Below are 21,582 nucleotides of genomic sequence, written 5' to 3' on the forward strand. Positions count from 1 at the left end.
GCTAACCATGGTAACGCTTTGTAGCCAAGCCAGAGGTTTGCTATCTTGCAAGCTATTTTTTTACAAGTTACTTTATTAAACTAACCGTTTACCCTATTAACCATGTGTTTAATTATTTACTGAATATACGTGTTATCTGATAATTCGACCGCCAAACTCATCCAATTTTTAAACGTTTCAATATTTTGATTTCAAGCTTCTATATTAAGTGTCTAAGCGATAAGCACGCAGATACAGACACATCTTTGACCTCTTTAAAACAACCATTATAAGAAGATACCACGATGACTTTAGATGACCTAAAAGATTACCTCGATTCTGATGCCAATGAACATGGTCTAGATAGTATCGCCACCCATGGTTTTTTAATGGCGACGTTGGTAGGTAAGCCCCTGCCGAACTGGCTTTCATTATTGTTTGAAGGCCAAGACAATAAAGTGGATGACAGCGTAAAAGAAGCTATTGAAGCATGGCGAGATGAGCTTTTTGAAAAGTTAAAAAGCGAAGAGGGCGTTGAATTACCTCTTGAAGCCAATGAAGATAGCGGCGAAGTAGATTTCTCCTTTGAGTCCGATTTAACTGCATGGTCAATTGGCTTTGTAGATGCCATGTACGGTGATGAAAATGTAGATTGGTTTGACGATGAAGACACTGCCGAAGATGTTGCTATGTTAACGCTACCGATGATGGTCTTTAGTGGTATCGATACCATTGATGCTGAAGGCAATACAGGCGAAAATGAGGAGTTGGCAGAAATTCGCCGCGATGAAGATGCGCTGGCGCAAATGGCTAACAGTATTGAAGGCAATTTAAGTGAGTTGTTTTTATTGTTTAACACGGATGACTGATTTTTTGATTGGATAAAGAATACTATGCAACTTTCAAACCTAGAGCACTTACCGGGATATACAATTACTGAGCGCTTAGATGTTGTTTATGGCAGTACAGTGCGCTCAAAGCATGTGGGTAAGGATATATTCGCAGGTCTAAAAAACATCGTTGGTGGTGAGTTGACTGCTTACACTGAACTGCTTGAGGAGTCCCGCCAAGAAGCAGTAGAGCGTATGAAAGTAAAAGCGGAAGCTTTGGGCGCTGATGCCATCGTCGGGTTGCGTTTTTCTACTTCCAGCATAGCGCAAGGGGCATCAGAGCTATTTGTATATGGCACGGCAGTCAAAGCGGTGCCCTTACCCTCAGAGCCTTATCAGTCGCATCATGACCTAGAGCAATCTCACGCTGTTCAATCTGAGAGGAATCGTTTACCTCCCATGCCCATATTACCCGCTAAACCGTCATCCAATGACACTCATTAACGTTACTTTTTAATTTTACTAAAGGGCGTTTCAGTCATGGATATAGTGTTCGACTTTTTAATGAATAACCTCATTTTTATCGGCCTATTTGCCATTGGCTGGTTTTTTGGCCGTTATAATGAACAAGATCACCTGCGTCAATTGGCGGTTTCTGAAAAAGAGTTGGGTTATATTATTGTGTCTAGCGAACGGTTTTATCGGCCAACTATTGCCCCTGATACCGAAGGTGCTGTGGTCATAGGAAGTGTGGTTATTGCGCAAGATTACTTCAAGATGATTGTGGCAGGGATTCTTAACTTATTTGGCAAAAACCTAGTGACCTACGAGACGCTGCTGGATCGTGCCAGGCGTGAAGCGTTAGTACGCATGAAGCTTGAAGCTCAATTTATGGGCTATAATCAAGTGTTTGGGATACGTTTAGAGGTAACCAGTATCAATGCAACGGGCAGTATGGTCGAAGCCATTGCTTATGGTACAGCAGTTTATACCATTGATAATCCGAAGATTCCGCCACCGTTGCCGATGGTTTGATTTTAGTCATTCGTTAAATGTGGTTATTCTATCATCAAGATGGGTTTCCAAAGCTCAATCATTGTTGTGATTGAGCTTTTTCATATCTAAACGTTAACCATAAAATAGGGATATATAACTCTACTCTATGTTGATTTGATATGACGCTAACAAAATCCGCTAATCTGCGTTAAAATCACTCTATCATTAACTTTATTCAATCTATCCATTCAAAAGACCACCAAAAATAAGACAATTCTATTATGAGCAACCCCAACGCAAATACAAATTTAACTGAACTAACCACCTCCATCCAATCTGCTTTAAAACAATTAGAAAACGCCTACAACCCAAGCGATGTCGAGCAAGGTATGTATCAGCGCTGGGAAGATAACGGCTATTTTAAACCCAGCTTTGATAGCAAGGAGTCGTTCTCTATTGCCCTGCCACCACCAAACGTCACAGGTAGCTTGCACATGGGGCATGGTTTTAACAACGCTATCATGGACTCCTTAACCCGTTATCACCGTATGCTAGGCGACAACACGCTTTGGCAACCGGGCACCGACCATGCGGGTATCGCTACGCAAATGGTAGTTGAGCGTCGCCTTAATGCCGAGGGCATCAAACGTACTGACCTGACCCGCGAAGACTTTATTGACAAAGTATGGGAGTGGAAGGAAGAGTCGGGCGATAACATTACCCGTCAAATCCGCCGTTTAGGTAGTTCGGTCGATTGGTCACGTGAGCGCTTCACTATGGATGAGGGCTTGTCCAATGCGGTTAAAGAAGTATTTGTGCGTTTGCATGAAGATGGCTTAATTTATCGGGGTAAACGATTAGTGAATTGGGATCCGAAATTCCAAACGGCATTATCGGACTTAGAAGTTGAAAACCATGACGAAAAAGGCTCGTTGTGGCACTTCCGTTATTTCTTTACGGATAAATCGGTTAAAACCCAAGACGGCAAAGATCATGTAGTCGTAGCAACCACTCGCCCTGAAACCTTATTAGGCGATACAGCCGTTGCGGTCAATCCAAAAGATGAGCGTTATGCGCACTTAGTTGGCAAAACCATTACCTTGCCAATTACAGGTCGAGAAGTGCCGATTGTGGCTGATGATTATGTCGATATCGAGTTTGGTACGGGCGTGGTTAAAATCACCCCAGCGCACGACTTCAATGATTATGAATTGGGTCGTCGTCATGAAACGGCGCTGATTAACATCTTTGATAAATATGCCCATATCTTGCCAGCGATGGAGATTTATCCAGACCTGCAAACCCGTGATCCACAGCTTGAAGCAACACCCGAAGCCTACATAGGACTCGAGCGTTTTGAAGCTCGTAAACAATTGGTTGCTCAAGCCAAAACCGAGGGCTGGCTAGAAGACATCGAAGACTACCAACTTAAAGCACCTCGTGGTGACCGTAGTGGCGTGATTGTTGAACCGTGGCTGACGGATCAATGGTATGTGGCGGTTGAAGAGCTTGCCAAACCTGCGATTGATGCGGTGGAAGACGGACGCATCGAATTTGTGCCTGCCCAATACAAGAATATGTATATGGCATGGATGACCGACTTGCAAGACTGGTGTATCAGCCGTCAACTGTGGTGGGGTCATCGCATCCCTGCTTGGTACGACGATGACGACAACATTTATGTGGCACGTGACGAGGCGGAAGTACGCCAAAAGTACAATCTAGACGATAGCGTGGAATTGCGTCAAGATGAAGACGTGTTAGATACATGGTTTAGCTCAGGATTATGGACATTTAGTACCTTAGGTTGGGGTGACCTGCTTGTTAATAACAGTGCGGATGACAAGCGAGTGCTTGAGACGTTCCACCCGACCAGTGTGTTGGTCACTGGCTTTGACATTATATTCTTCTGGGTGGCTCGCATGATTATGCTGACCATGCACTTTATGAAGAATAAGGATGGTAGCCCACAAGTACCGTTCAAAACCGTCTATGTACATGGTCTAGTGCGTGATGGTAATGGTCAAAAAATGTCGAAATCGAAAGGTAACGTGCTTGACCCGATTGACCTCATCGACGGTATCGACCTCGAATCACTGGTCGAAAAACGTACCAGTAACATGATGAACCCCAAAGACGCCAAAAAGATTGAAAAACAAACTCGAAAAGAGTTCCCCGAAGGTATTCCTGCCTTTGGTACCGATGCGTTGCGCTTTACCTTTACATCCTTAGCTAGTACGGGTCGTGATATCAACTTTGATCTAAAACGGGTTGAGGGCTATCGTAACTTTGCCAACAAAATCTGGAACGCCAGTCGTTTTGTACTCATGAACTGTGTTGATAAAGTGGCAGAAGGCGAAGAGGTAACCGCATTACCCATCGACCAAAGCGCCAACCCCGACGTATGGGAATTGCCTGAAAAATGGATTATGAGTCGTCTTAACTCGACCATCAGCAATATCCATCAGCATTTTGCCCAATATCGCCTCGATATGGTCAGCCAAGATATCTATGAATTTATCTGGAATGAATATTGCGATTGGTATGTGGAGCTTGCCAAAGCCAGTCTCAATGACGACAGCGTCAGCAATGAGCGCAAAGCGCAAATTCGTTACGTGCTACTTAACGTATTAGAGACGGCGCTACGTTTTACTCATCCGATTATGCCGTATCTGACCGAAGAGATTTGGCAGACTATTGCGCCCTTGCTTGATCGTAAAAACACCGACAGCATCGTGATTGCCGACTATCCACAAGCGGATAATAGCCAAATCATCGAGCAGGTCGAAGCCGACATGGCATGGCTACAAGCGCTTATCGCTGGCGTGCGTAATATTCGCGGTGAGATGAAACTGGGTAATGCGGTGCGCTTGCCTGTGTTACTTGAGAATATTACTCAGGGTGAAACTGAACGTCTAAACCGTATCGAAAACCAGTTTAAAGCGCTTGCCAAAGTCGAAAGTCTGACTATCGTGAAAGATGGAGAAGATGTGCCGCTTTCTTCATCGAGTATGGTCGGTAAACTACGTATTTTAGTCCCAATGAAAGGGCTAATTGACCCGACTGCCGAGCTGGCACGTTTGGGTAAAGCGCAAGAGAAGCTACAAAAGCAAGCTGATGGTATCGCTCGTAAACTAGGTAATGAGGGTTTTGTGAGTAAAGCGCCTGCGGAGGTTGTTGAGGCTGAGAAGGCGAAGCTTGAGGAGCTGGAAGGTCAGCTTAAAGTGATGAGTGAGCAGATGGCGCAGTTAGAGGCGCTGTAGTTATTAAATATGTAGCAATTCCCGCTTTCTGTTCCTATCTTGCTTGCCCACAGTAGCTGTGACTACAAGCTAGTGTTGTTCCTGACTCAGCGATAACGCCCCTAGCTAAGTCACTGCAAACTATGGTCAAACAAGGATATCCACAACAATCGGGGCTAAACCGCTCTAACGGTTTAAGCTTAATAAATGGTTTAAATTTTCAATTAAGGGTAAATATTTTTTTTGGCTTAATACTAATACAGCAGATGGAAGTTTAAATGAAATATTAAATGAGGTTTATATATGTACGATACTGTTAAACAGATTGGTCATGGAGGATTTGGTGTAGTTGAGCTGATTGAATATCCTGATGGCACTCAATGTGCTAAGAAAACATTTCATCCAATGGATTCAAACTTGAGTCAGGATTTATTAAATAATGTGAAAAAGAGATTTAAGCGAGAAGTTGGAATTCAGTCTCAGATTGTACATCCTAATATTATGCCCATATTGGAAGCAGATATAGATTCAGATCCACCTTCGTATATTATGCCTTTAGCTACAACCTCTTTAGATAAGCAGATAAATAAGATTACAGATAGAACTGAAATATTAAAAATATTGCTAGATATTTTGGCAGGTCTTGAAGAGTTACATTCACTTGATATACAGCACAGAGACTTAAAGCCTCAAAACATACTTTTAATTGGTGATAAGTATGTAATAAGCGACTTTGGTTTAGTTTCAATTAAAGACACTCAAATCTCAGCTTTAACTCAAACGGGTATGAGGATGGGTAGTGACTTCTATACTGCACCCGAAATAGTTGAAGAATTAAAGAATGCATCTAGTAGATCAGACATCTATTCATTTGGTTGTATCTTACATGACTTTTTTAGGACTAAAAATAGAGTTCCTTGTCAAGTTATATATGATACTGGAGCAATTGCAGGAGATATAATTGAAATCTGTACTCGTCAAGACCCTAATGCTAGGTTTCAAAATGTAAAAGACTTAAGAGAAGTTCTCGTTGAAAGTTTAAGTAATATAGACAGTGCTGCTACTATTTCACGAGAGAGTATTGACTATCGTAGCTATCTTAAGAACGAAAATGTATATGACAATAGCACACTAATAAAGCTGTTCAACTATTTAGAGATGTCAAATGATATTCAAGATGTCTATTATATTTTTAATAGTATAACTAATGAGATTGTAGAAAAAATCTTAAATAACCCCGAAAGAGCTAAAGATTTTGCGAACTTGTATTCTAATTGGGTAAGAAAAGTCAGTCATGTTTTTAGTAGATGTGATGTTATAGCAGTACATCTTGATATACTTTACGAAAATATTTCTGATTTAGGAGCTAGGGCAAATATACTACTTGCTTTATTACTTATGGGGGCAAGCCATAACCGTTGGTATGTTGAGCAAAAGTTTGTAAATCTTGCTCAAAATGCTTCGAATAATTTATGTCGTCGATTTGTCATGGAGGCTAAAGTAATAGGAGATGATGTAAGATATCGTTTTAATCATTTAGAAAACTCTATTGGCAGCCACTTAGAAGACCTGCCAGAAATTATGCAACAGTATTTCTCAGGAGATGCATAGATGTTTCCACTGTACTTTACTGGTCTAGGTAATAGAAAGGATAATCAGGACTTCTATTTAAGTCTTTCTACAGGTGATGATTTAATCCTTGGCGTAGCTGATGGGGTTGGTGGTAACAGAGGAGGTGATATAGCTTCTAAACTAGCTGTGAAAACCTTCATCAACAGTTTCTTACAACTCAGTCAATTATCATCTATTAAAGAAGCTTTAGAAAAAAGTTTTCATATAGCTCATGAAGCTGTTATTGACCATAGTGAGCAAAAGATTGAATACTCCAGTATGGCAACAACTCTAAGTGTAGCTTATATACTGAAAAATAAAGTCTATGTAGCACATTCAGGGGATTCAAGAGTTTACCTCCTTCGAGGTAATGGTATTAAACAATTAACAGAAGATCAGACTGAAGTTAATATGTTTTTAAAAGAGGGATTGATATCTGCTAAAGATGCTGAAACATATCCTAGAAAAAATATTATAGTGAATGCATTAGGAATAAAGTCAGGTTTTGACGTGCAAATAGAGGAATTCGAATTAGAGGGATTAGATAGAATAGTTTTACTTACCGATGGCTTTTATGAAAGCGTTTCTAAATCAGAGTTTCGCAATTTATCAATGGAGGAAAAAGAGTTTTCTAATTTTTTATTTAGTACTATCCAGCTCTGTAAAACTAGAAAACCTAATGATAATTATACTATTGTAGGTGTTGAATACAGTGCTGATTAAATATCAGCATTTACAGTACATAGTGGCTACATTATTCATTAGTAAGTTTTGAAAACTTATTTATGTAAAGTATCTACTCATAAAGAAATATTACATTTTTAATAGCTTAGATTTATCTTTGACCGCAAATTTATATTAGTATAAAAAAGTATTAGAGTCTTAACTTACAGCTAAAAACACATATCAAATTCACACCGCTACAGCCCCAATCTCTGAGGGATCTTTTAATGCCTGAACTTTAGACCGTTACAAAACTTAAATTAAGAAAGAGTCGGTTACCCACAGCTTTGGTATAAACTAATCAAAATCTAAGTTTTGGTCATTCCATTAACAAAGTGATCTTGATCACATTTAATGACTTATTTTACAACCACCTAAATTACTTTAAACTGTACTGTTTTTGATGTGTCTAAACTAAATTATGCATATTTGCATAATACCTTCCAGGTAGTTATAATTATCTTACAACTCATCCTTAGCACCTAAAATCTCATTTTTAGTTTGCATAGGGCGAAGAAACCGCTATAGCTTTACGCTTTAGCGGTTTTTCATGCTTGTAATACGGGTGATTGTTGATAATCAATCCAAGCCATGCCGTAGGAGCGGTTTAGCCTCGATTGACGCGGTAGCTTGGTAGGGTGTGGCGCATACAGCGCCTTGGCTAGCGGTGGTCGCTCGAATGTTGGAACGCCGCTAGACTTAGGCGCTGTGCGCCACACCCTGCCAACTACAAGCAAAAAGCGGGAACAGCTACCCTATATTTAAATCTGTATAGCTAAATCAATTTGTCTTACGTTTTTCATTTTGTAACGGATAGACCATTTGCGCCACAAAACCTTCAGGAACTTTTGTATTTGATGTCGTCCCATATTTCTTGGGTAGGTGAGCGGGCAGATGAGCAGTTTTGAATATCACATCATAAATGGGTAAAAATGCGGCAAAGTTTTTATCCCATGCTTCTTTTTCTGACGAATGATGCCAATGATGGAACTCTGGCGTTGCAAGCAGCCAACGAAAATAGGGAAAACGGAAACGGACGTTGGCATGAATAAAAATGGCATGAAAAGAGATGAATACCAAATAAGCATAGGTTGCCGCGGGAGAAAAGCCCATAAACAATAACGGTATATAACCCATAAATCGGTTCACAATCAGCTCAAACACATGCACCCGACTCGCTGCCAGCCAGTCCATTTGATGCGAAGAATGATGCACCGCATGGATGCGCCATAAAAACGGGACTTCGTGCATCGTGCGATGAATCCAATAACTAAAGAAATCCACCACAATTAGAATTTCTATAAATTGCAGCACTAAAGGCTGACCGCTGACGAGCTGATGCCAAGTGGGATTAAGCCACTGGTTAAATAACATTTGTGCAGGAATGATGGTAAAAAAACTGAGTAGCTGAATACCCAAATGGCTAAACATAAAGTATTTAATGTCGGTTACCCAGCCAGATCGTAGCAGCTTTTGCTCTTTATACTTAGCATAAAACCGCTCCATTGGAATAAACACCAACGCGGAAATTAACAGGGTTAGAATAAAGTAGTCCAAGCCTGCATACACACTACGGTCGTAATAATTGGGTTCAATCTGTCCTGAGGCGAGCAGGGCGGCAAGGGCATTGAGTAACATGCCCGCCATGCCCCACCGTTTAGACGGATTACGCAGTAGGCTGATGACACCTGAGCCAAAGCCAATAACGATACTGGCAAATAACATGCCTCGTAAAATATTTGTATCATATAAGGGTCTAAAATCTGGCGTGGTGAGCAGATTAGGGAATAAAAAACACAGCGCAGTAAGCGAGCTAAGGATACCTAAAGCCAAGGCAATAAAGGCGGAGACTTGTCCTAATCCTTTCGACTAAACGGTTGCGGCGTTAACTTCGTTAGGCCTACTCCCGTATTACTTGCTACTTGTACTCAGTTGCCTTGTAACCATTTAGACTTCTTTGACAATAGTATCTAAAACTCATGCATTGAAATAAGCTCGTTTTTAGTTTGCCTAGGGCTAAAAAACCGTTATAGCAATACGCTGTAACGGTTTTTTTATATATATAGAGCGTATTTAAAGAGACAATAGAGCTTATTCAACTTATCTTTAGAGGATCTATCATGACAACTATTAAACTCACACTTACCTTAATCCTAACCAGTCCAATTTTCCTTACAGCTTGTACCGTTACGGGAATGGCAGGTGGTATGACGGGCAATTGACTTAGACTGTATTTGTAATAGACGGTTCAATTAGGAGGTTTAATTTAATTTTGTTGCTAGGCAATGAAGTTACACTGTACGTATGTTTTTTAAAGCACGGTTTAAAACCTAACAGCGTTAAAGAAGCTAGGTAAATCCATTGTAATCTGTGTGCCAATATTTGATAAATAGTCTCTCAACCCTCATTAAAGCTAAAATTTAGACAAATATAACGTAAAGAAAGTAAGTTAATAAAAATCCGCCCATAGTATGCTATGGGCGGATTTTTTCATCATCATATAATCAAAGATTTTAACTCAATATATACGCAGATATATTGTGAGTGACCACACCGATATCGCCAGTTTCAGGATTCATCCAACGAATCTGGTATATAGGCTTCTTCTTAGTACCTATTTGTACTGAATACAATATATATTTACCGTCTTGTGTCCACTGCATACCTAATAAGTCTCCCCCTTGTTCAAGCATGCCAGCGTATTCTATGCTTTGCTTATCGTAGTTTTCAATGTACATCGCAGTGTACTGTAAATTTTTTGCGTTGTCGTGACCATTGTCATAGTCATCAAGAGTAGGTTCAGCAATCATTGCTAACTTTTTGCTGTCTGGCGACCAAGCGATATCTTTGGCACTAAAGTTGAATGATTTATCGAGATTGGGCTTACCATCCTTATCGGCAAAGACAACGTTTTCATCGTACTTGCTGCGGTCATAGTTGATAACCGCCAGTTTGCCATCAGGAGCAAAAGTGCCTCTTGTACCACTTATGTTACCAATTTTTCTTTTACCACTATGGTCATAAATATCGACAAAAGTATGAGCGGAAGTGCCTACGGGTCCGCTAGGCGTCCAGAACATTGAACCGGCACTAAAGGCGATGCGATCTTGTGCTTTGTTGGCAGATATTTTGCTGAGCTCATAACCGGTAGCATAAGTGCTTTCGCCATCTCCATCGGCATAAAACATCCCAGGTATACCTTCAAACTTAGTTGGGAAAGGCTTAACTTCTGGTTTAAATAAATTAAACGACCAAAGATTAAACCCTTTTGCAGGCAGTACTCTGCTATCTGTAGGGGTGGCAGGATTATAGTAATAGGTACTACCCAGCAGTTCAAAATCATCACTGTATTTACCGACCACATCAAATGCTTTCCCGGCATCTCTCTCATAATATAGATCACGTCCACCTACAGTCATTGACGCAATGGCACGTTTATTACTATCCCAGATAAGCACACGATCTAGGCTATTGCGTAAATCAGCCGGCATAGGCTTGAAAGGGTGTAAGAGCTCACGCCCATTTACCAATCTGACATCGTCAACATAGATTTCAGTTTTATCTAGGAATTCGCTATAAAAGGTAAGCTTTAGGTTGTCGTAGCGTACCGGTACGCCATACTCTTTCATCAGCTTTTCAAGATCGGCACGAGTAAAGGTATATTTAAATGTTGACCAACCATGAATATGCAACGGCAGTTCGCCTATTTTCATACCGCTAAAAAACTCAGGTTTTATATTACTATCATAACTGATATGAATGCTAAGCTTTGACTTCTCTAAGTTTTCGATGTCATTAGATTTGGCTTTAAAGCTCAAGGTGTACTCATCAGCAGTGGGGTCAAGGTTAAAATCGGTTTCAAAGATAGCTTGACCATCAAACTCGACACAACTGGCTTGTTCTTCCGTTTCGGGATCATAACTGGTAAATCGGGCGGCCTTCTTACCAGTTGGCGCATCTGCTAACGTCACAACTTGAGCAAGCTTGCCACAGCGACGCCAATTATTTTTAATCGGCTGCTCAAAGCTGGCATTTTGAATTAAGTTAGGCGCAGGCGTTGGTAGCGCAGGTATTTTGCTTGCATCATAGACATCGGCTATATCTGCTTTTGGGTCAGTTGGCTTTGGGTCAGTTGGCTTTGGGTCAGTTGGCTTTGGGTCAGTTGGCTTTGGGTCAGTTGGCTTTGGGTCAGTCGGCTTTGGGTTAGTCGGCTTTGGGTCAGTCGGCTTTGGGTTAGTCGGCTTTGGGTTAGTCGGCTTTGGATCCGTTGGGTTTTTAGGATTAGGTACGGTGTTCCCACCATCAGAGCCACCGCCTGAACCCCCACCACAGGCTGCTAAAGAGAGGGATATAAACGTGGCTAAAAGCGTTTTTCTAAGTCTGTTTCCTGAGTAAGTTGCAAGTTTGTCCATGATAATGTCCTTTTAATTGAAATATCTAAGATTGCTTAAGTCTCGTTGCCAATTAAAACTCACATAAAAATATTAATAAGGGGGTTTAAAGCTAGGCGCATCTCTTCTCTTTGCGTAGACTGTAGGAGCAGTTACTTTTAACAAATATTAATATAACAATACAGCAAACTTAATATATTTAATTAACATTAAAGAAATATGACAGTGATTAAATTTTTATGACATTGATTCCTCAGGTCTAGCTCAGGGCTAGATAGTGTCAATCAATCCTCTATGATTGGCTAATTTAGCGATAAAGAAGGTCGAAAGATACAATTCATCATTTCTTAAACGCTAACTCTATTTTCTATTGTTCTTATACGCTAATTCTATTTTGTATGACAAAGAAAAACCGCCCATACTATGCTATGGGCGGTTGGTTTAATAAGTAAGACTGTTTAAAGAGGGTTAAAGGGTGGGATAGGCGGTACGTAAAGCGTCTAGAATTTGATCTTTAGCCGCTTCGTTATAGTAAGCACAAGTGTTTTGATCCTCAACACTCAGATTTTCAAACCCACTCTTCGTATATTCGCCACTATATACTAAGTTGCCAGATTTAACGATGGCTTCAAATGTGCCGTCATCATCCGCTTCTCTGCCAGCAGCCCAAGGGATACCTGCCCATGTACCTTTAATGGGATTAATATCTAAAAAACTGGCTTCTTTATCAAAATCACTATTGTATTCAGGCTCAGAGAAGGAGATGTGATCCATATTATTATTTATAGAACGTATAACCTTGCAACTGGCATTGCCACTGAAAGTACCTTTGGAAAAAGGCAAGTTGTTTAAAGTAGTAACAATAGAGTTAGGAAAGTCTTCTATATCAGTATTGTAAGATAATACATTACCAATTTTTAGACCAGATAGCGACTTATCGTTAAAGGTAAGTATGCTTCTGAAGCCGTTGTCTAGAGTATGTACAAGTTGGTTGCCTCTAACGGTTGTACCCAGTATTTGATATTCAATCTTGTTGTTATCGACAACAGATACTGAGCTTTCTTGACTCAAGCCCTGACGTGTAAGTACTTGGTCATCATATGAAGTATCTTCGGCGATGTTTTCGGAGTTGACTGTTGTATATAAAGACTCAAGGTAATAGGCAACACTGTCAGTTAACGCACGAAACGTATTAAAATATACATTCTCAAGCTTAGAATCAGAGTCTGTATCAATCTCAAAAGCATATCCTATAATGCCTTCCTTATTCTGTTCTAAAGGTGGCTTAAATGGAGCTTCAGGCGTTGTAGGTTCTGGGTTAGGCGTGACAACTATGGGCGCAGCAGGTAGTGATGATGTAAACTCATTTGTGATAGTGAAGAAGCTATCATAACTGGTTTTAGTAGCCTCAATACAATTACCGTCATTAATTTTATATACGGCATCCTGAGCTAGAGCAGGGATTTTAATAGCATTAAAGCTGTTGTTGTCAAAGGCAGGTACTAAGGTTAGAGGTGTGTTCATAGGCACTTGCACGCTAAAGTTACCCTTAGCGTCAATACTGCCAGAGTTTTTAAAACCCCGACCTTTAATAGTAGCGAACACTCCTGCAGTTCTACGTTTTTTAGTTTCATGGTCAATAAAGCACCCTTCGACCAAAGCAGGGTATAGGTCCACTGGAATATCTAGGTTCCATAAAGTAAAGTGAGATACTTTGCCGGTATAACTACCGTCTGCTTGACGCGTTGCGACACCATCTTTAACCCAGATTAGTTTATCTTCATCGTAATACCATAATGGTATAGACTCTAAATCTTGATCCGTTGAAGCTTCAGGGAACTCTAGCGTTGCTTTTGCGCCATCTTTAAGGTCTAACTCTGCACCTGTACTTGGGTTAGTCAATTTAACATCAATGACACCAACAGTGACTAAGCTTGTCTCATTACTACCATCAGCATTCTGACCTGCAAAAGGCTGGGCAAATGCTTGCGCACCCTCGATAGAGTCTGGATTGTAGTAGTTAGCGGCAATGTTAACGGTTCCAGAATAGGGGTTGCCATCAGCATCCACTACACTGTTAGCAGGAATAGTTACTTTAGCACCTGACACAGGTAAATTATCGATACCTGTGCTGGCCACAAAAGCAGTCGTTACTTGATCTTCTGACAGCTGTATATCGAGTTTATAAGCGCCCTCTTTAGTCGCAGCTATCTCTCGTGCCGTGGTTAAATACCCCGCTTTTTTAACCAGTACCACTATATTGTCATTGTCGTCGTCAGCATCTAGAATTATGGAATAACCACCGTTATTATCGGTGGTTAACGTCTTATTACCAACTTTTATAGTGGCACCAGCTAGTGGATTCCCCGAGTTATTAGTGACCTGACCTTCCAACGATATGCCTTTAGAATCTACTGTATCATCCGGAGTACCGTCATTGGGAGTACCGTCATTAGGAGTACCGTCATTAGGAGTACCAATATCAGGGTTGATTTTGGCGTTATTTGAGTCATCACCACCACAGCCAGGCAAACTAAGTGCTGCCACGATAATACTTACTGTTAATATATTAAATTTATTCATCAGTCAATCTTTTATTATTAAGTAGGGTTAAGAGAAGAGGCTTATCGAGTCTTTAGTTGCATATAGCGCCAGTAGGCCACACTAATAAGTAGTAGACCCTAATGACGATAAAATCAAAGTCAACTGCTTCATAGAAATATTGTTAATAGTTTCTTACAGCAGTGTCTATTTGAAGTATCTGTTTTAAATAATAACTTTTAATGTAGATAGGGTCAATCTCAAAGATTTGCTTAGAATGTATAACAGTGCTGCTTGAGCCTTTCAGCATATTTATAGAAAAAGGAAAGTGCAGCAGTGTTCGATTTTATATATTGTAGATTTTGCCAATATATTAAAGAGCGCTATTTAAGTTTGAATTTAATCCTGAGGATTTATGACTGAACCCAACAAAACTCAATACACTGGCAAGATTAACCCTTCCAAATACGCGCACATGCGCTGGATATATTTAGTATTGGGATTTTTATTTTTTATTTTAGGCGTTATCGGTGCTGTATTGCCAGTCATGCCAACGGCGCCATTCATTTTGCTGGCCGCGGCTTGTTGGGCTAGGGGGTCTAAACGCTTTTATCTTTGGTTGATTAATCATGGATATATGGGAAAATATGTCCGAGATTGGGAGGATCGTCGAGCAGTGCCACGCCAAGCGAAATGGCTGGCGTGTATAATGATGACTATCTCGGGCACCATGCTCTTCTTTACCGTACCCGATAAGTATATTTGGGTAGCATGGATGGTCGCTTTGGTGTGCTTAACTGTGGGTGTTTATTTATGGCGCTTCCCTGATGCCTGACTTTCCCAATGCTATGATTACCCCATGCTATGAGTACCGAACAAAAAGATTGAGTAAAGATCTAAAAGGCTATTCATTGCTAATGTTGAGCAGTTAATAGCAGGAAGCGGACAATAAACTTTATTTATTGAAGTATTATAAGCCACGCTACGCACTAACTATAAGCTATATGGTAATTTAGTCTTTTACAGGTTTATCAAGTTTAACAACCAATACATCACAAGGTACATTAGGCATAATATTGTCGACTGTTGCCCCGTTAATCCAAGCAGACAAGCCATGACGCTCATGTCGACCAATGATGATTAAATCTACATTATTTTTTGTGCAGTAGGTAATAATACCTTCACTACTCGAAATAGCAGTCGTGACTTCCTGACTATCTGCATCCAAGCCATTGCGCTGTAAAAACTTGACCATGTTAGTTTTTGCATTTTCACAACGTTCATCATCTATTTCATCGTAAAGACTAGCAGCAGGCACCATTTCATAACCAAACCCAACAACAGTATCTTTTACAATGTGTAGTACAGAAAGATGAGCCTTATCTTGGCGCGAATGAATGTATTTGGTTTTTCTAGCGACAATATCAGCATCTGCACGTAGGTCAGTAACTAACAGAATATGTTGATAGTTCATAGTGATACCTATAAATGAATAAAAAAGGATTGGAGTATGAGAGTCGGTAAGTCCTATTAAAGACTCGTTTCTATAATATATGACAAATGCAGCTCGTGTATAGCTAAGTCGCCAAGTCGTGTATAGCAAAATAGCATCTAGAAAAATAGTATTTAAAACAAATAGTATCTAATAAGTAAAACATATAGTATCTAAGCAATACAGAGTTGAATTTAACCTACCTTTAGTATGTCTGGTTGGTTTGTATTAAGATGCAATGATGGCGTTAACCAATTAGTCAATATTTCATGAGCATACCTTTACTGTCAATAGGAGGGACAATTCAATGGAACTACTCACTATTTTATTTATTCAAGGCATTCTACAGTAAGCAGTTAGGCTCACTATAGAGTATTATTTTACCAAAAATTTAAGACTATTAAAGTTTATTTAAAATAAAGCTTGCTATATGTAAGGTCAAAGCATATACTGTGCTCCTGCTTAAGAGAAGTCCTGCAGCAAATCATTACCTCGTAGTATTAGTTATAATCCTTCGTTTTAAGATTTACCGTTCAGTAGCTCAAGCGTTACCCGACCAAATTGGTCATTATGTTTTAAAATTAGGATTATATATATGTCAGATACTATCAAAGGTACAGTAAAGTGGTTTAACGAAGCTAAAGGTTTTGGCTTTATCGCTCCAGAAACTGGCGCAGACGTTTTTGCTCATTACAGCGAAATCGCTAGCTCAGGTTTCAAAACCTTAGCGGAAGGCCAAGAAGTTGAGTTCACAGTAACTCAAGGTGCTAAAGGCCCACAAGCCCACGGTATTACCGCAGTATAATTTATTGGTCAGCCACTGCTCATTCAATGAGTATTAACTGACAGTAGATTCATACAATAAAAAACAAAAAACGAGCCATTGGCTCGTTTTTTTTGGTTTTAAGTTTGGAATATGAGATTTGATGTCTTAGATTTGAATGTAACATCTATAAATGGTTGTGACTAAGTATCCTTCTTTAATATTCGTGCGTATTCATTGTTCATAATTCATTCCTAATATTGTGTTTTGGGTTTTATTTAATATCTATTTTAAGTTTAGTTATTTAAACTAAGATTAGCGCTAGCGTAGATGCAGTAAGACCTGTAGGTTTTATTTTAAATTTATTTAAACATAAAAGTCATTGTTTAAGAATTAATTTAAAATAAAGCTTGCTATATGTAAGGTCAAAGCATATACTGTGCTCCTGCTTAAGAGAAGTCCTGCAGCAAATCATTACCTCGTAGTATTAGTTATAATCCTTCGTTTTAAGATTTACCGTTCAGTAGCTCAAGCGTTACCCGACCAAATTGGTCATTATGTTTTAAAATTAGGATTATATATATGTCAGATACTATCAAAGGTACAGTAAAGTGGTTTAACGAAGCTAAAGGTTTTGGCTTTATCGCTCCAGAAACTGGCGCAGACGTTTTTGCTCATTACAGCGAAATCGCTAGCTCAGGTTTCAAAACCTTAGCGGAAGGCCAAGAAGTTGAGTTCACAGTAACTCAAGGTGCTAAAGGCCCACAAGCCCACGGTATTACAGCTATCTAATAGCCAGACAACTTAGAGTCATATCAATTTATTGAAACGTCTCTAAATCAGTCAAAAAGAAACGAGCCACTGGCTCGTTTTTTTTGGTTTAAAATTTCGCGTTTAAAGCTTTCGAATAGCAATCATGCTATGTTTTAAAGTTTTTTTCTAACAACAGGGCATGCCCTAGCTTAAAGGCTTTTGATTCGTGTATTATTTCATGTTTAAATCAGCTGCTTATCTTAAATTAATGCTTATTCCGTAAAAACGAATAGCGCAGTTTACTCCAAAATCGGGTATGATAAAGCTTGAGTGTTGTTTAAACTAAAAATATGTCATTAAACCTAAAAACAGTCTTGACCCCTAAAGTTATTTTATTGCGAAGTGCACTATTTTTAGTCACATTGGCGATATTTATACTGGCTATCAAGACCTTATATGGTTTAACGCAAAGTATTAAGTTTTTTGACGTAGTATCAGCGCTAGAACAAATTCCTAACACAGATATATTTCTTGCTACACTCATTGTCGCTTTTGGTTATTTGATATTAACCTTATACGATGCGATTGCCTTCAAACATATGAAAATAACTTTACCATTTCGTAAAGTTGCCTTAACCTCATTTGTCGCATATGCCATTGGGCATACCATTGGATTGGCAGTATTGTCGGCATCCGGTGTGCGCTTTAGAATGTATCGGGCAAATAATATTAAAGCCGAGAACATTGCCAATGTGGTGTGGCTGGTATCTATGGCATTTACCTTTGGTATTACAACCTTAGTGGCTCTATCTTTAGCCATAAATCCACAGGCGACTGTGATTATGATGAGTCAAATTGATGTTCAAATGGCCGAAATGTCTGTTAGTGTGCCTAAAGTTTTTCGTAATGCAGGAGCGATTCGCGGATTAGGGATTGGGCTATTGTTATTAGTAGTTAGCATTGTCGCGTGGTCAGGAACGGCAGGTCGGCACGTTAAAATTAAGGGTTGGCGGTTTGACTTACCCCCTGCGGCGATGCTAGTAAAGCAAATTGTTATCTCAATTATTGATTTGGCGAGTGTGGCTTTTGTTTTGTATATGTTGTTACCACACGGTGTCGACATTGGTTATCTAACGGTGTTTTCTGCCTTTGTACAGTCTATGATATTGGCAATTTTAAGTCATGTCCCCGGCGGTTTAGGGGTGTTTGAGTTGACGATGATTGCCTCTTTACCGCAAGTGGATAAAGCTTATCTACTTGCTGTATTACTGGTATTTCGGATACTGTACTACATCCTACCTTTTCTACTTGCTATTATATTTTTCATCGCACATGAGATTTGGCTGAGATGGCGCCTTCGTTAAATAATAGCATTCCATCTGTGAGCTATTTATGCCTCATTACCCCTTTACCATGCTCTACCTTATTCTGACTGAATGTCCTGCTGATACGATAAGTAGAGCTAAATGCTAAATGCTTGATGTTGCCTGCTTAACTGTTTAGATTTTCTTAGGTAATCACTGGTTAACGACAGACTCTACTAAGGCTCCAGTATTGCCTCATTAAGCTTGAGACTATGTTAATTACGACTATTTTTAATGACTTGAGCGCATATGCCAAAATTTTAATGACTATTTAATTACTAGCATTGCGATATATGTTACGGTAGGGCAGTAGAAGTAAGAATTTGTATTTATAACCGCTAATTGGCTATTTTCGCCTAAAATAAGCCACTACTTCGTTAAAATTGGATTAAATAGAGTGACTATTCAACCCGAGCTTTTAACTCGATAATGCCTCGTATTGATTTATTTTATTCTAAAAACCTCCTAACTTTAGCTTATAAATATAGGTTCTAAAGCAAAATGAGAGCTTGGCTTCTAATGCTTATCTTAAAATGAGCTGAGTTAATATGATGATTGAATGATCATAACATTAAAAATAGGTAAGTTGCTGTCGTAGGGAGATGACAAATGGCTAAAGCTAAAATTGCATTTATTGGCTTGGGTAATATGGGCGCACCTATGGTGCAGAACCTCGTCAAGCGTGGCCATGATGTTCGAGCATATGATATATCAAATGTTGCTAGGGATTCTGTGGCAAAAACAGGTGTGACAGTGGTATCTTCACTTGAAGAGGCTTTATCAGGTGCCAATATGGTTGTCAGTATGCTGAGTGCCAGCGAACATGTTCAAGCACTTTATTTAGGTACAGATACCGCGGATAATAACAACCCAAATAAAGGGGTGTTTGAACAGCTTTCAAAAGGTACCTTAGTGATTGACTGTAGCACGATTGCAGTTGAGCAGGCCAAAAGTTTAGCCGCACAAGCCAATAAGCTAGGGATTGATTATGTGGATGCTCCGGTATCAGGCAGTATTGGCGGTGCAAGAGTTGCTAAGCTAACCTTCTTAGTGGGCGGCAATGATGCTTTATATGCTAAAGTTAAGCCTATTTTGATGTGTATGGGCACCAAAGTTCATCATGCTGGGCCTAGCGGTGCAGGTCAAGCGGCTAAGATTTGTAATAACATGATGCTCGGTATTATGATGAGCGGCGCTGCTGAAACGTTAAATTTAGGTCGAAAAAACGGTGTTAATCCTGCCGTTTTGACCGATATTATGATTCACAACTCTGGTCGCAATTGGGCAATAGAAGTCTATAACCCATATCCAGAAGTGATGTCAGTGGGTGTTCCATCGAATCGTAATTATGTGAATGGTTTCTCAAGTGCTAATATGTACAAAGATTTAAATTTAGCGTTACAGGTTGCGCAAGCGTCAGGTGCAAAATTACCAATGGGAGCTCGTGCAACTGAAGTATATAAAGCGCATATGGAAGAGCACGGTGATAAAGATTTTTCCAGTATCATGGCCTTGCATGACCCCTCTGTATTGGATCGTTAAATAAGCGCTATGCGGTTTTTTTACAGCCTGTTTTATTAGCAAATACTCTCTAATATTGTTTAGCCATTTGTCTGCCTTAATTGTGACTTATGGCCTGCGATTATTTAATGGCAGGATTATGTATAAAGCGGTTGTTTATAAAGACTTTGTATCCAAAAAGAGTGTATGGCAAAGTTGTATATCAATGATACAGCCCTTTTTATACTTAGTGGAGCGTATGTTGAGCGGGGAATATGTTAAATAGACACTATTTGATGACTCAATTTTTACGTACTCAGTTCTTTCTTACTTTATTTTGAAAAAATTGCTTTAGCCAATCTAAAGGTGTTGCAATGAGCTTCGATGACATCCTCAATATCTGCTGAATAACCGCCACCCATGACCACTGCAATGGGAATGTTATGGGTTTTTGCTTGATTCAACACAAATTCATCACGCCTCTTACACCCTGTCAATGTCAGTGCCAACTTACCGAGCTTATCCGTTTTTAACACATCGACTGCGGCTTGATAAAATATCATATCGGGCTGATGTTGCTTGAGAAGTCGGGGTAACGTCTGTTTTAACGTATTCAAATAGGTTTCGTCATCGGTATCATTCGGTAAAGCAATATCTAAGTCAGAAGGCGGTTTACGAAACGGATAATTTTTATCCCCATGCATACTAAAGACAAACACTCTTGGCTCTTGCGCCATGATAGAGGCGTTACCATTACCTTGATGAACATCTAAATCCACTATCAGTATTTTATGGGCTTCTCCGCGCGCCAGTAGAAGATTGCTTGCAATACAAACATCATTGAACACGCAAAACCCCTCACCATGATCAGCAAAGGCATGATGTGTACCGCCTGCTATATTTAATGACACGCCATACTCTTTTGCAAACAGCGCACACTCATAGGTAGCATGCGCAATATAACGGCCTCGGTTGACCAACTCAGGCGTCATCTCAAAACCAATGGCTCTGGCTTCTTTACGAGTGAGTGTTTGGTGCTTAAGCTTATCCCAATATTCTGAAGTATGGGTGGTTAGTATCTCTGCATCACTGAGCCTTTTGGGAGCGAAAAAGTTATCTTCTGTGAGCGTACCTTCTCTGATTAAACGTTCTGGAATAAGGGTATATTTTTGCATTGGAAAACGATGGTTTTCAGGTACGTTATATTTATAAATAGGCGAGTAGGCGATTTTTAGCATAGGGTTTGGGAATAGGGCTTTCGGTAATAGGGTTTTAAGGAGTATAGTTTTAAATAGAATGGTTTTAAAGAGAATAGTTTTAAAGAGTATAGCGTTATCAATACAGTTCGTTTTTACAAATACAGTTGCAAGGCAACTCTATTATGGTGTGGCCTAAGA

17 protein-coding genes are annotated in these 21,582 nt (G+C 39.7%); 11 read left to right on the forward strand and 6 right to left on the reverse strand.

Annotated features, from left to right (window positions below):
• Positions 1 to 284 precede the first annotated feature (284 nt).
• The 6 genes from AC2SLL_RS04025 to AC2SLL_RS04050 all read left to right on the forward strand — a co-directional run bounded on the left by AC2SLL_RS04025 (position 285) and on the right by AC2SLL_RS04050 (position 7,381).
• Positions 285 to 848 carry a UPF0149 family protein gene (locus AC2SLL_RS04025; protein WP_486530388.1) on the forward strand — a complete coding sequence of 188 codons (564 nt, stop codon included), beginning with the start codon at positions 285 to 287 and terminating at the stop codon, positions 846 to 848.
• Between the two features lie 24 nt (positions 849 to 872).
• The gene (locus tag AC2SLL_RS04030; protein ID WP_486530389.1) at positions 873 to 1,313 is read left to right on the forward strand and encodes a YbjQ family protein; all 441 of its coding nucleotides are present in this window, start codon (positions 873 to 875) and stop codon (positions 1,311 to 1,313) included.
• Positions 1,314 to 1,349: 36 nt separating this feature from the next.
• On the forward strand, positions 1,350 to 1,844 hold the full coding sequence (locus AC2SLL_RS04035; protein ID WP_486530390.1) for a YbjQ family protein: 495 nt from the start codon (positions 1,350 to 1,352) through the stop codon (positions 1,842 to 1,844).
• A 242-nt stretch (positions 1,845 to 2,086) separates the two neighbouring features.
• Entirely contained in the window at positions 2,087 to 5,068 is a 2,982-nt protein-coding gene (locus tag AC2SLL_RS04040; protein WP_486530391.1) for a valine--tRNA ligase, read from the forward strand.
• Positions 5,069 to 5,350: 282 nt separating this feature from the next.
• Positions 5,351 to 6,658: a serine/threonine-protein kinase gene (locus tag AC2SLL_RS04045; protein WP_486530392.1), complete on the forward strand. Its 1,308-nt coding sequence runs from the start codon at positions 5,351 to 5,353 to the stop codon at positions 6,656 to 6,658.
• Entirely contained in the window at positions 6,659 to 7,381 is a 723-nt protein-coding gene (locus AC2SLL_RS04050; RefSeq protein ID WP_486530393.1) for a PP2C family protein-serine/threonine phosphatase, read from the forward strand. It abuts the gene before it with no gap.
• Between the two features lie 548 nt (positions 7,382 to 7,929).
• On the opposite strand, the gene AC2SLL_RS04055 is transcribed toward AC2SLL_RS04050, so the two are convergent.
• From AC2SLL_RS04055 to AC2SLL_RS04070, 4 genes are all read right to left on the reverse strand, one after another.
• Complete coding sequence (locus AC2SLL_RS04055) at positions 7,930 to 8,100, reverse strand: hypothetical protein (RefSeq protein WP_486530394.1); 171 nt, start codon at positions 8,098 to 8,100, stop codon at positions 7,930 to 7,932.
• A gap of 61 nt (positions 8,101 to 8,161) precedes the next feature.
• Positions 8,162 to 9,106 carry a sterol desaturase family protein gene (locus AC2SLL_RS04060; RefSeq protein ID WP_486530395.1) on the reverse strand — a complete coding sequence of 315 codons (945 nt, stop codon included), beginning with the start codon at positions 9,104 to 9,106 and terminating at the stop codon, positions 8,162 to 8,164.
• A 788-nt stretch (positions 9,107 to 9,894) separates the two neighbouring features.
• Positions 9,895 to 11,793 carry a hypothetical protein gene (locus AC2SLL_RS04065; RefSeq protein WP_486530396.1) on the reverse strand — a complete coding sequence of 633 codons (1,899 nt, stop codon included), beginning with the start codon at positions 11,791 to 11,793 and terminating at the stop codon, positions 9,895 to 9,897.
• Positions 11,794 to 12,240: 447 nt separating this feature from the next.
• The gene (locus tag AC2SLL_RS04070) at positions 12,241 to 14,355 is read right to left on the reverse strand and encodes a carboxypeptidase-like regulatory domain-containing protein (RefSeq protein ID WP_486530397.1); all 2,115 of its coding nucleotides are present in this window, start codon (positions 14,353 to 14,355) and stop codon (positions 12,241 to 12,243) included.
• A 373-nt stretch (positions 14,356 to 14,728) separates the two neighbouring features.
• Between AC2SLL_RS04070 and AC2SLL_RS04075 the strand changes: the two genes are divergently transcribed.
• A complete protein-coding gene (locus AC2SLL_RS04075) occupies positions 14,729 to 15,148 on the forward strand; it encodes a YbaN family protein (RefSeq protein ID WP_486530398.1) in 420 nt (139 codons plus the stop codon).
• A 177-nt stretch (positions 15,149 to 15,325) separates the two neighbouring features.
• Here the strand turns inward: AC2SLL_RS04075 and AC2SLL_RS04080 are convergent, their stop codons facing one another.
• A complete protein-coding gene (locus AC2SLL_RS04080) occupies positions 15,326 to 15,787 on the reverse strand; it encodes a universal stress protein (protein WP_486530399.1) in 462 nt (153 codons plus the stop codon).
• A gap of 613 nt (positions 15,788 to 16,400) precedes the next feature.
• Between AC2SLL_RS04080 and AC2SLL_RS04085 the strand changes: the two genes are divergently transcribed.
• From AC2SLL_RS04085 to mmsB, 4 genes are all read left to right on the forward strand, one after another.
• The gene (locus tag AC2SLL_RS04085) at positions 16,401 to 16,610 is read left to right on the forward strand and encodes a cold-shock protein (protein ID WP_486530400.1); all 210 of its coding nucleotides are present in this window, start codon (positions 16,401 to 16,403) and stop codon (positions 16,608 to 16,610) included.
• 540 nt (positions 16,611 to 17,150) lie between these two features.
• A complete protein-coding gene (locus AC2SLL_RS04090) occupies positions 17,151 to 17,360 on the forward strand; it encodes a cold-shock protein (protein ID WP_486530401.1) in 210 nt (69 codons plus the stop codon).
• A gap of 311 nt (positions 17,361 to 17,671) precedes the next feature.
• Positions 17,672 to 18,685: a UPF0104 family protein gene (locus AC2SLL_RS04095; RefSeq protein WP_486530402.1), complete on the forward strand. Its 1,014-nt coding sequence runs from the start codon at positions 17,672 to 17,674 to the stop codon at positions 18,683 to 18,685.
• Positions 18,686 to 19,294: 609 nt separating this feature from the next.
• A complete protein-coding gene (mmsB, locus tag AC2SLL_RS04100) occupies positions 19,295 to 20,227 on the forward strand; it encodes a 3-hydroxyisobutyrate dehydrogenase (protein WP_486530403.1) in 933 nt (310 codons plus the stop codon).
• A gap of 290 nt (positions 20,228 to 20,517) precedes the next feature.
• Here the strand turns inward: mmsB and AC2SLL_RS04105 are convergent, their stop codons facing one another.
• Complete coding sequence (locus AC2SLL_RS04105) at positions 20,518 to 21,423, reverse strand: histone deacetylase family protein (RefSeq protein WP_486530404.1); 906 nt, start codon at positions 21,421 to 21,423, stop codon at positions 20,518 to 20,520.
• Positions 21,424 to 21,582 lie beyond the last annotated feature (159 nt).

The sequence above is a fragment of the Psychrobacter sp. CX97 genome (genome assembly GCF_057396285.1).

What these genes read in the sequence shown, in the direction of transcription:
- AC2SLL_RS04075 (WP_486530398.1), top strand. Translation starts at nt 14,729, where the DNA reads ATGACTGAACCCAACAAAACTCAATACACTGGCAAGATTAACCCTTCC.
- AC2SLL_RS04105 (WP_486530404.1), bottom strand. Translation starts at nt 21,423, where the DNA reads ATGCTAAAAATCGCCTACTCGCCTATTTATAAATATAACGTACCTGAA.
- AC2SLL_RS04030 (WP_486530389.1), top strand. Translation starts at nt 873, where the DNA reads ATGCAACTTTCAAACCTAGAGCACTTACCGGGATATACAATTACTGAG.
- AC2SLL_RS04090 (WP_486530401.1), top strand. Translation starts at nt 17,151, where the DNA reads ATGTCAGATACTATCAAAGGTACAGTAAAGTGGTTTAACGAAGCTAAA.
- AC2SLL_RS04060 (WP_486530395.1), bottom strand. Translation starts at nt 9,106, where the DNA reads ATGTTATTTGCCAGTATCGTTATTGGCTTTGGCTCAGGTGTCATCAGC.
- AC2SLL_RS04085 (WP_486530400.1), top strand. Translation starts at nt 16,401, where the DNA reads ATGTCAGATACTATCAAAGGTACAGTAAAGTGGTTTAACGAAGCTAAA.
- AC2SLL_RS04095 (WP_486530402.1), top strand. Translation starts at nt 17,672, where the DNA reads ATGTCATTAAACCTAAAAACAGTCTTGACCCCTAAAGTTATTTTATTG.
- AC2SLL_RS04025 (WP_486530388.1), top strand. Translation starts at nt 285, where the DNA reads ATGACTTTAGATGACCTAAAAGATTACCTCGATTCTGATGCCAATGAA.
- AC2SLL_RS04050 (WP_486530393.1), top strand. Translation starts at nt 6,659, where the DNA reads ATGTTTCCACTGTACTTTACTGGTCTAGGTAATAGAAAGGATAATCAG.
- AC2SLL_RS04040 (WP_486530391.1), top strand. Translation starts at nt 2,087, where the DNA reads ATGAGCAACCCCAACGCAAATACAAATTTAACTGAACTAACCACCTCC.
- AC2SLL_RS04070 (WP_486530397.1), bottom strand. Translation starts at nt 14,355, where the DNA reads ATGAATAAATTTAATATATTAACAGTAAGTATTATCGTGGCAGCACTT.
- AC2SLL_RS04035 (WP_486530390.1), top strand. Translation starts at nt 1,350, where the DNA reads ATGGATATAGTGTTCGACTTTTTAATGAATAACCTCATTTTTATCGGC.
- AC2SLL_RS04045 (WP_486530392.1), top strand. Translation starts at nt 5,351, where the DNA reads ATGTACGATACTGTTAAACAGATTGGTCATGGAGGATTTGGTGTAGTT.
- mmsB (WP_486530403.1), top strand. Translation starts at nt 19,295, where the DNA reads ATGGCTAAAGCTAAAATTGCATTTATTGGCTTGGGTAATATGGGCGCA.
- AC2SLL_RS04065 (WP_486530396.1), bottom strand. Translation starts at nt 11,793, where the DNA reads ATGGACAAACTTGCAACTTACTCAGGAAACAGACTTAGAAAAACGCTT.
- AC2SLL_RS04080 (WP_486530399.1), bottom strand. Translation starts at nt 15,787, where the DNA reads ATGAACTATCAACATATTCTGTTAGTTACTGACCTACGTGCAGATGCT.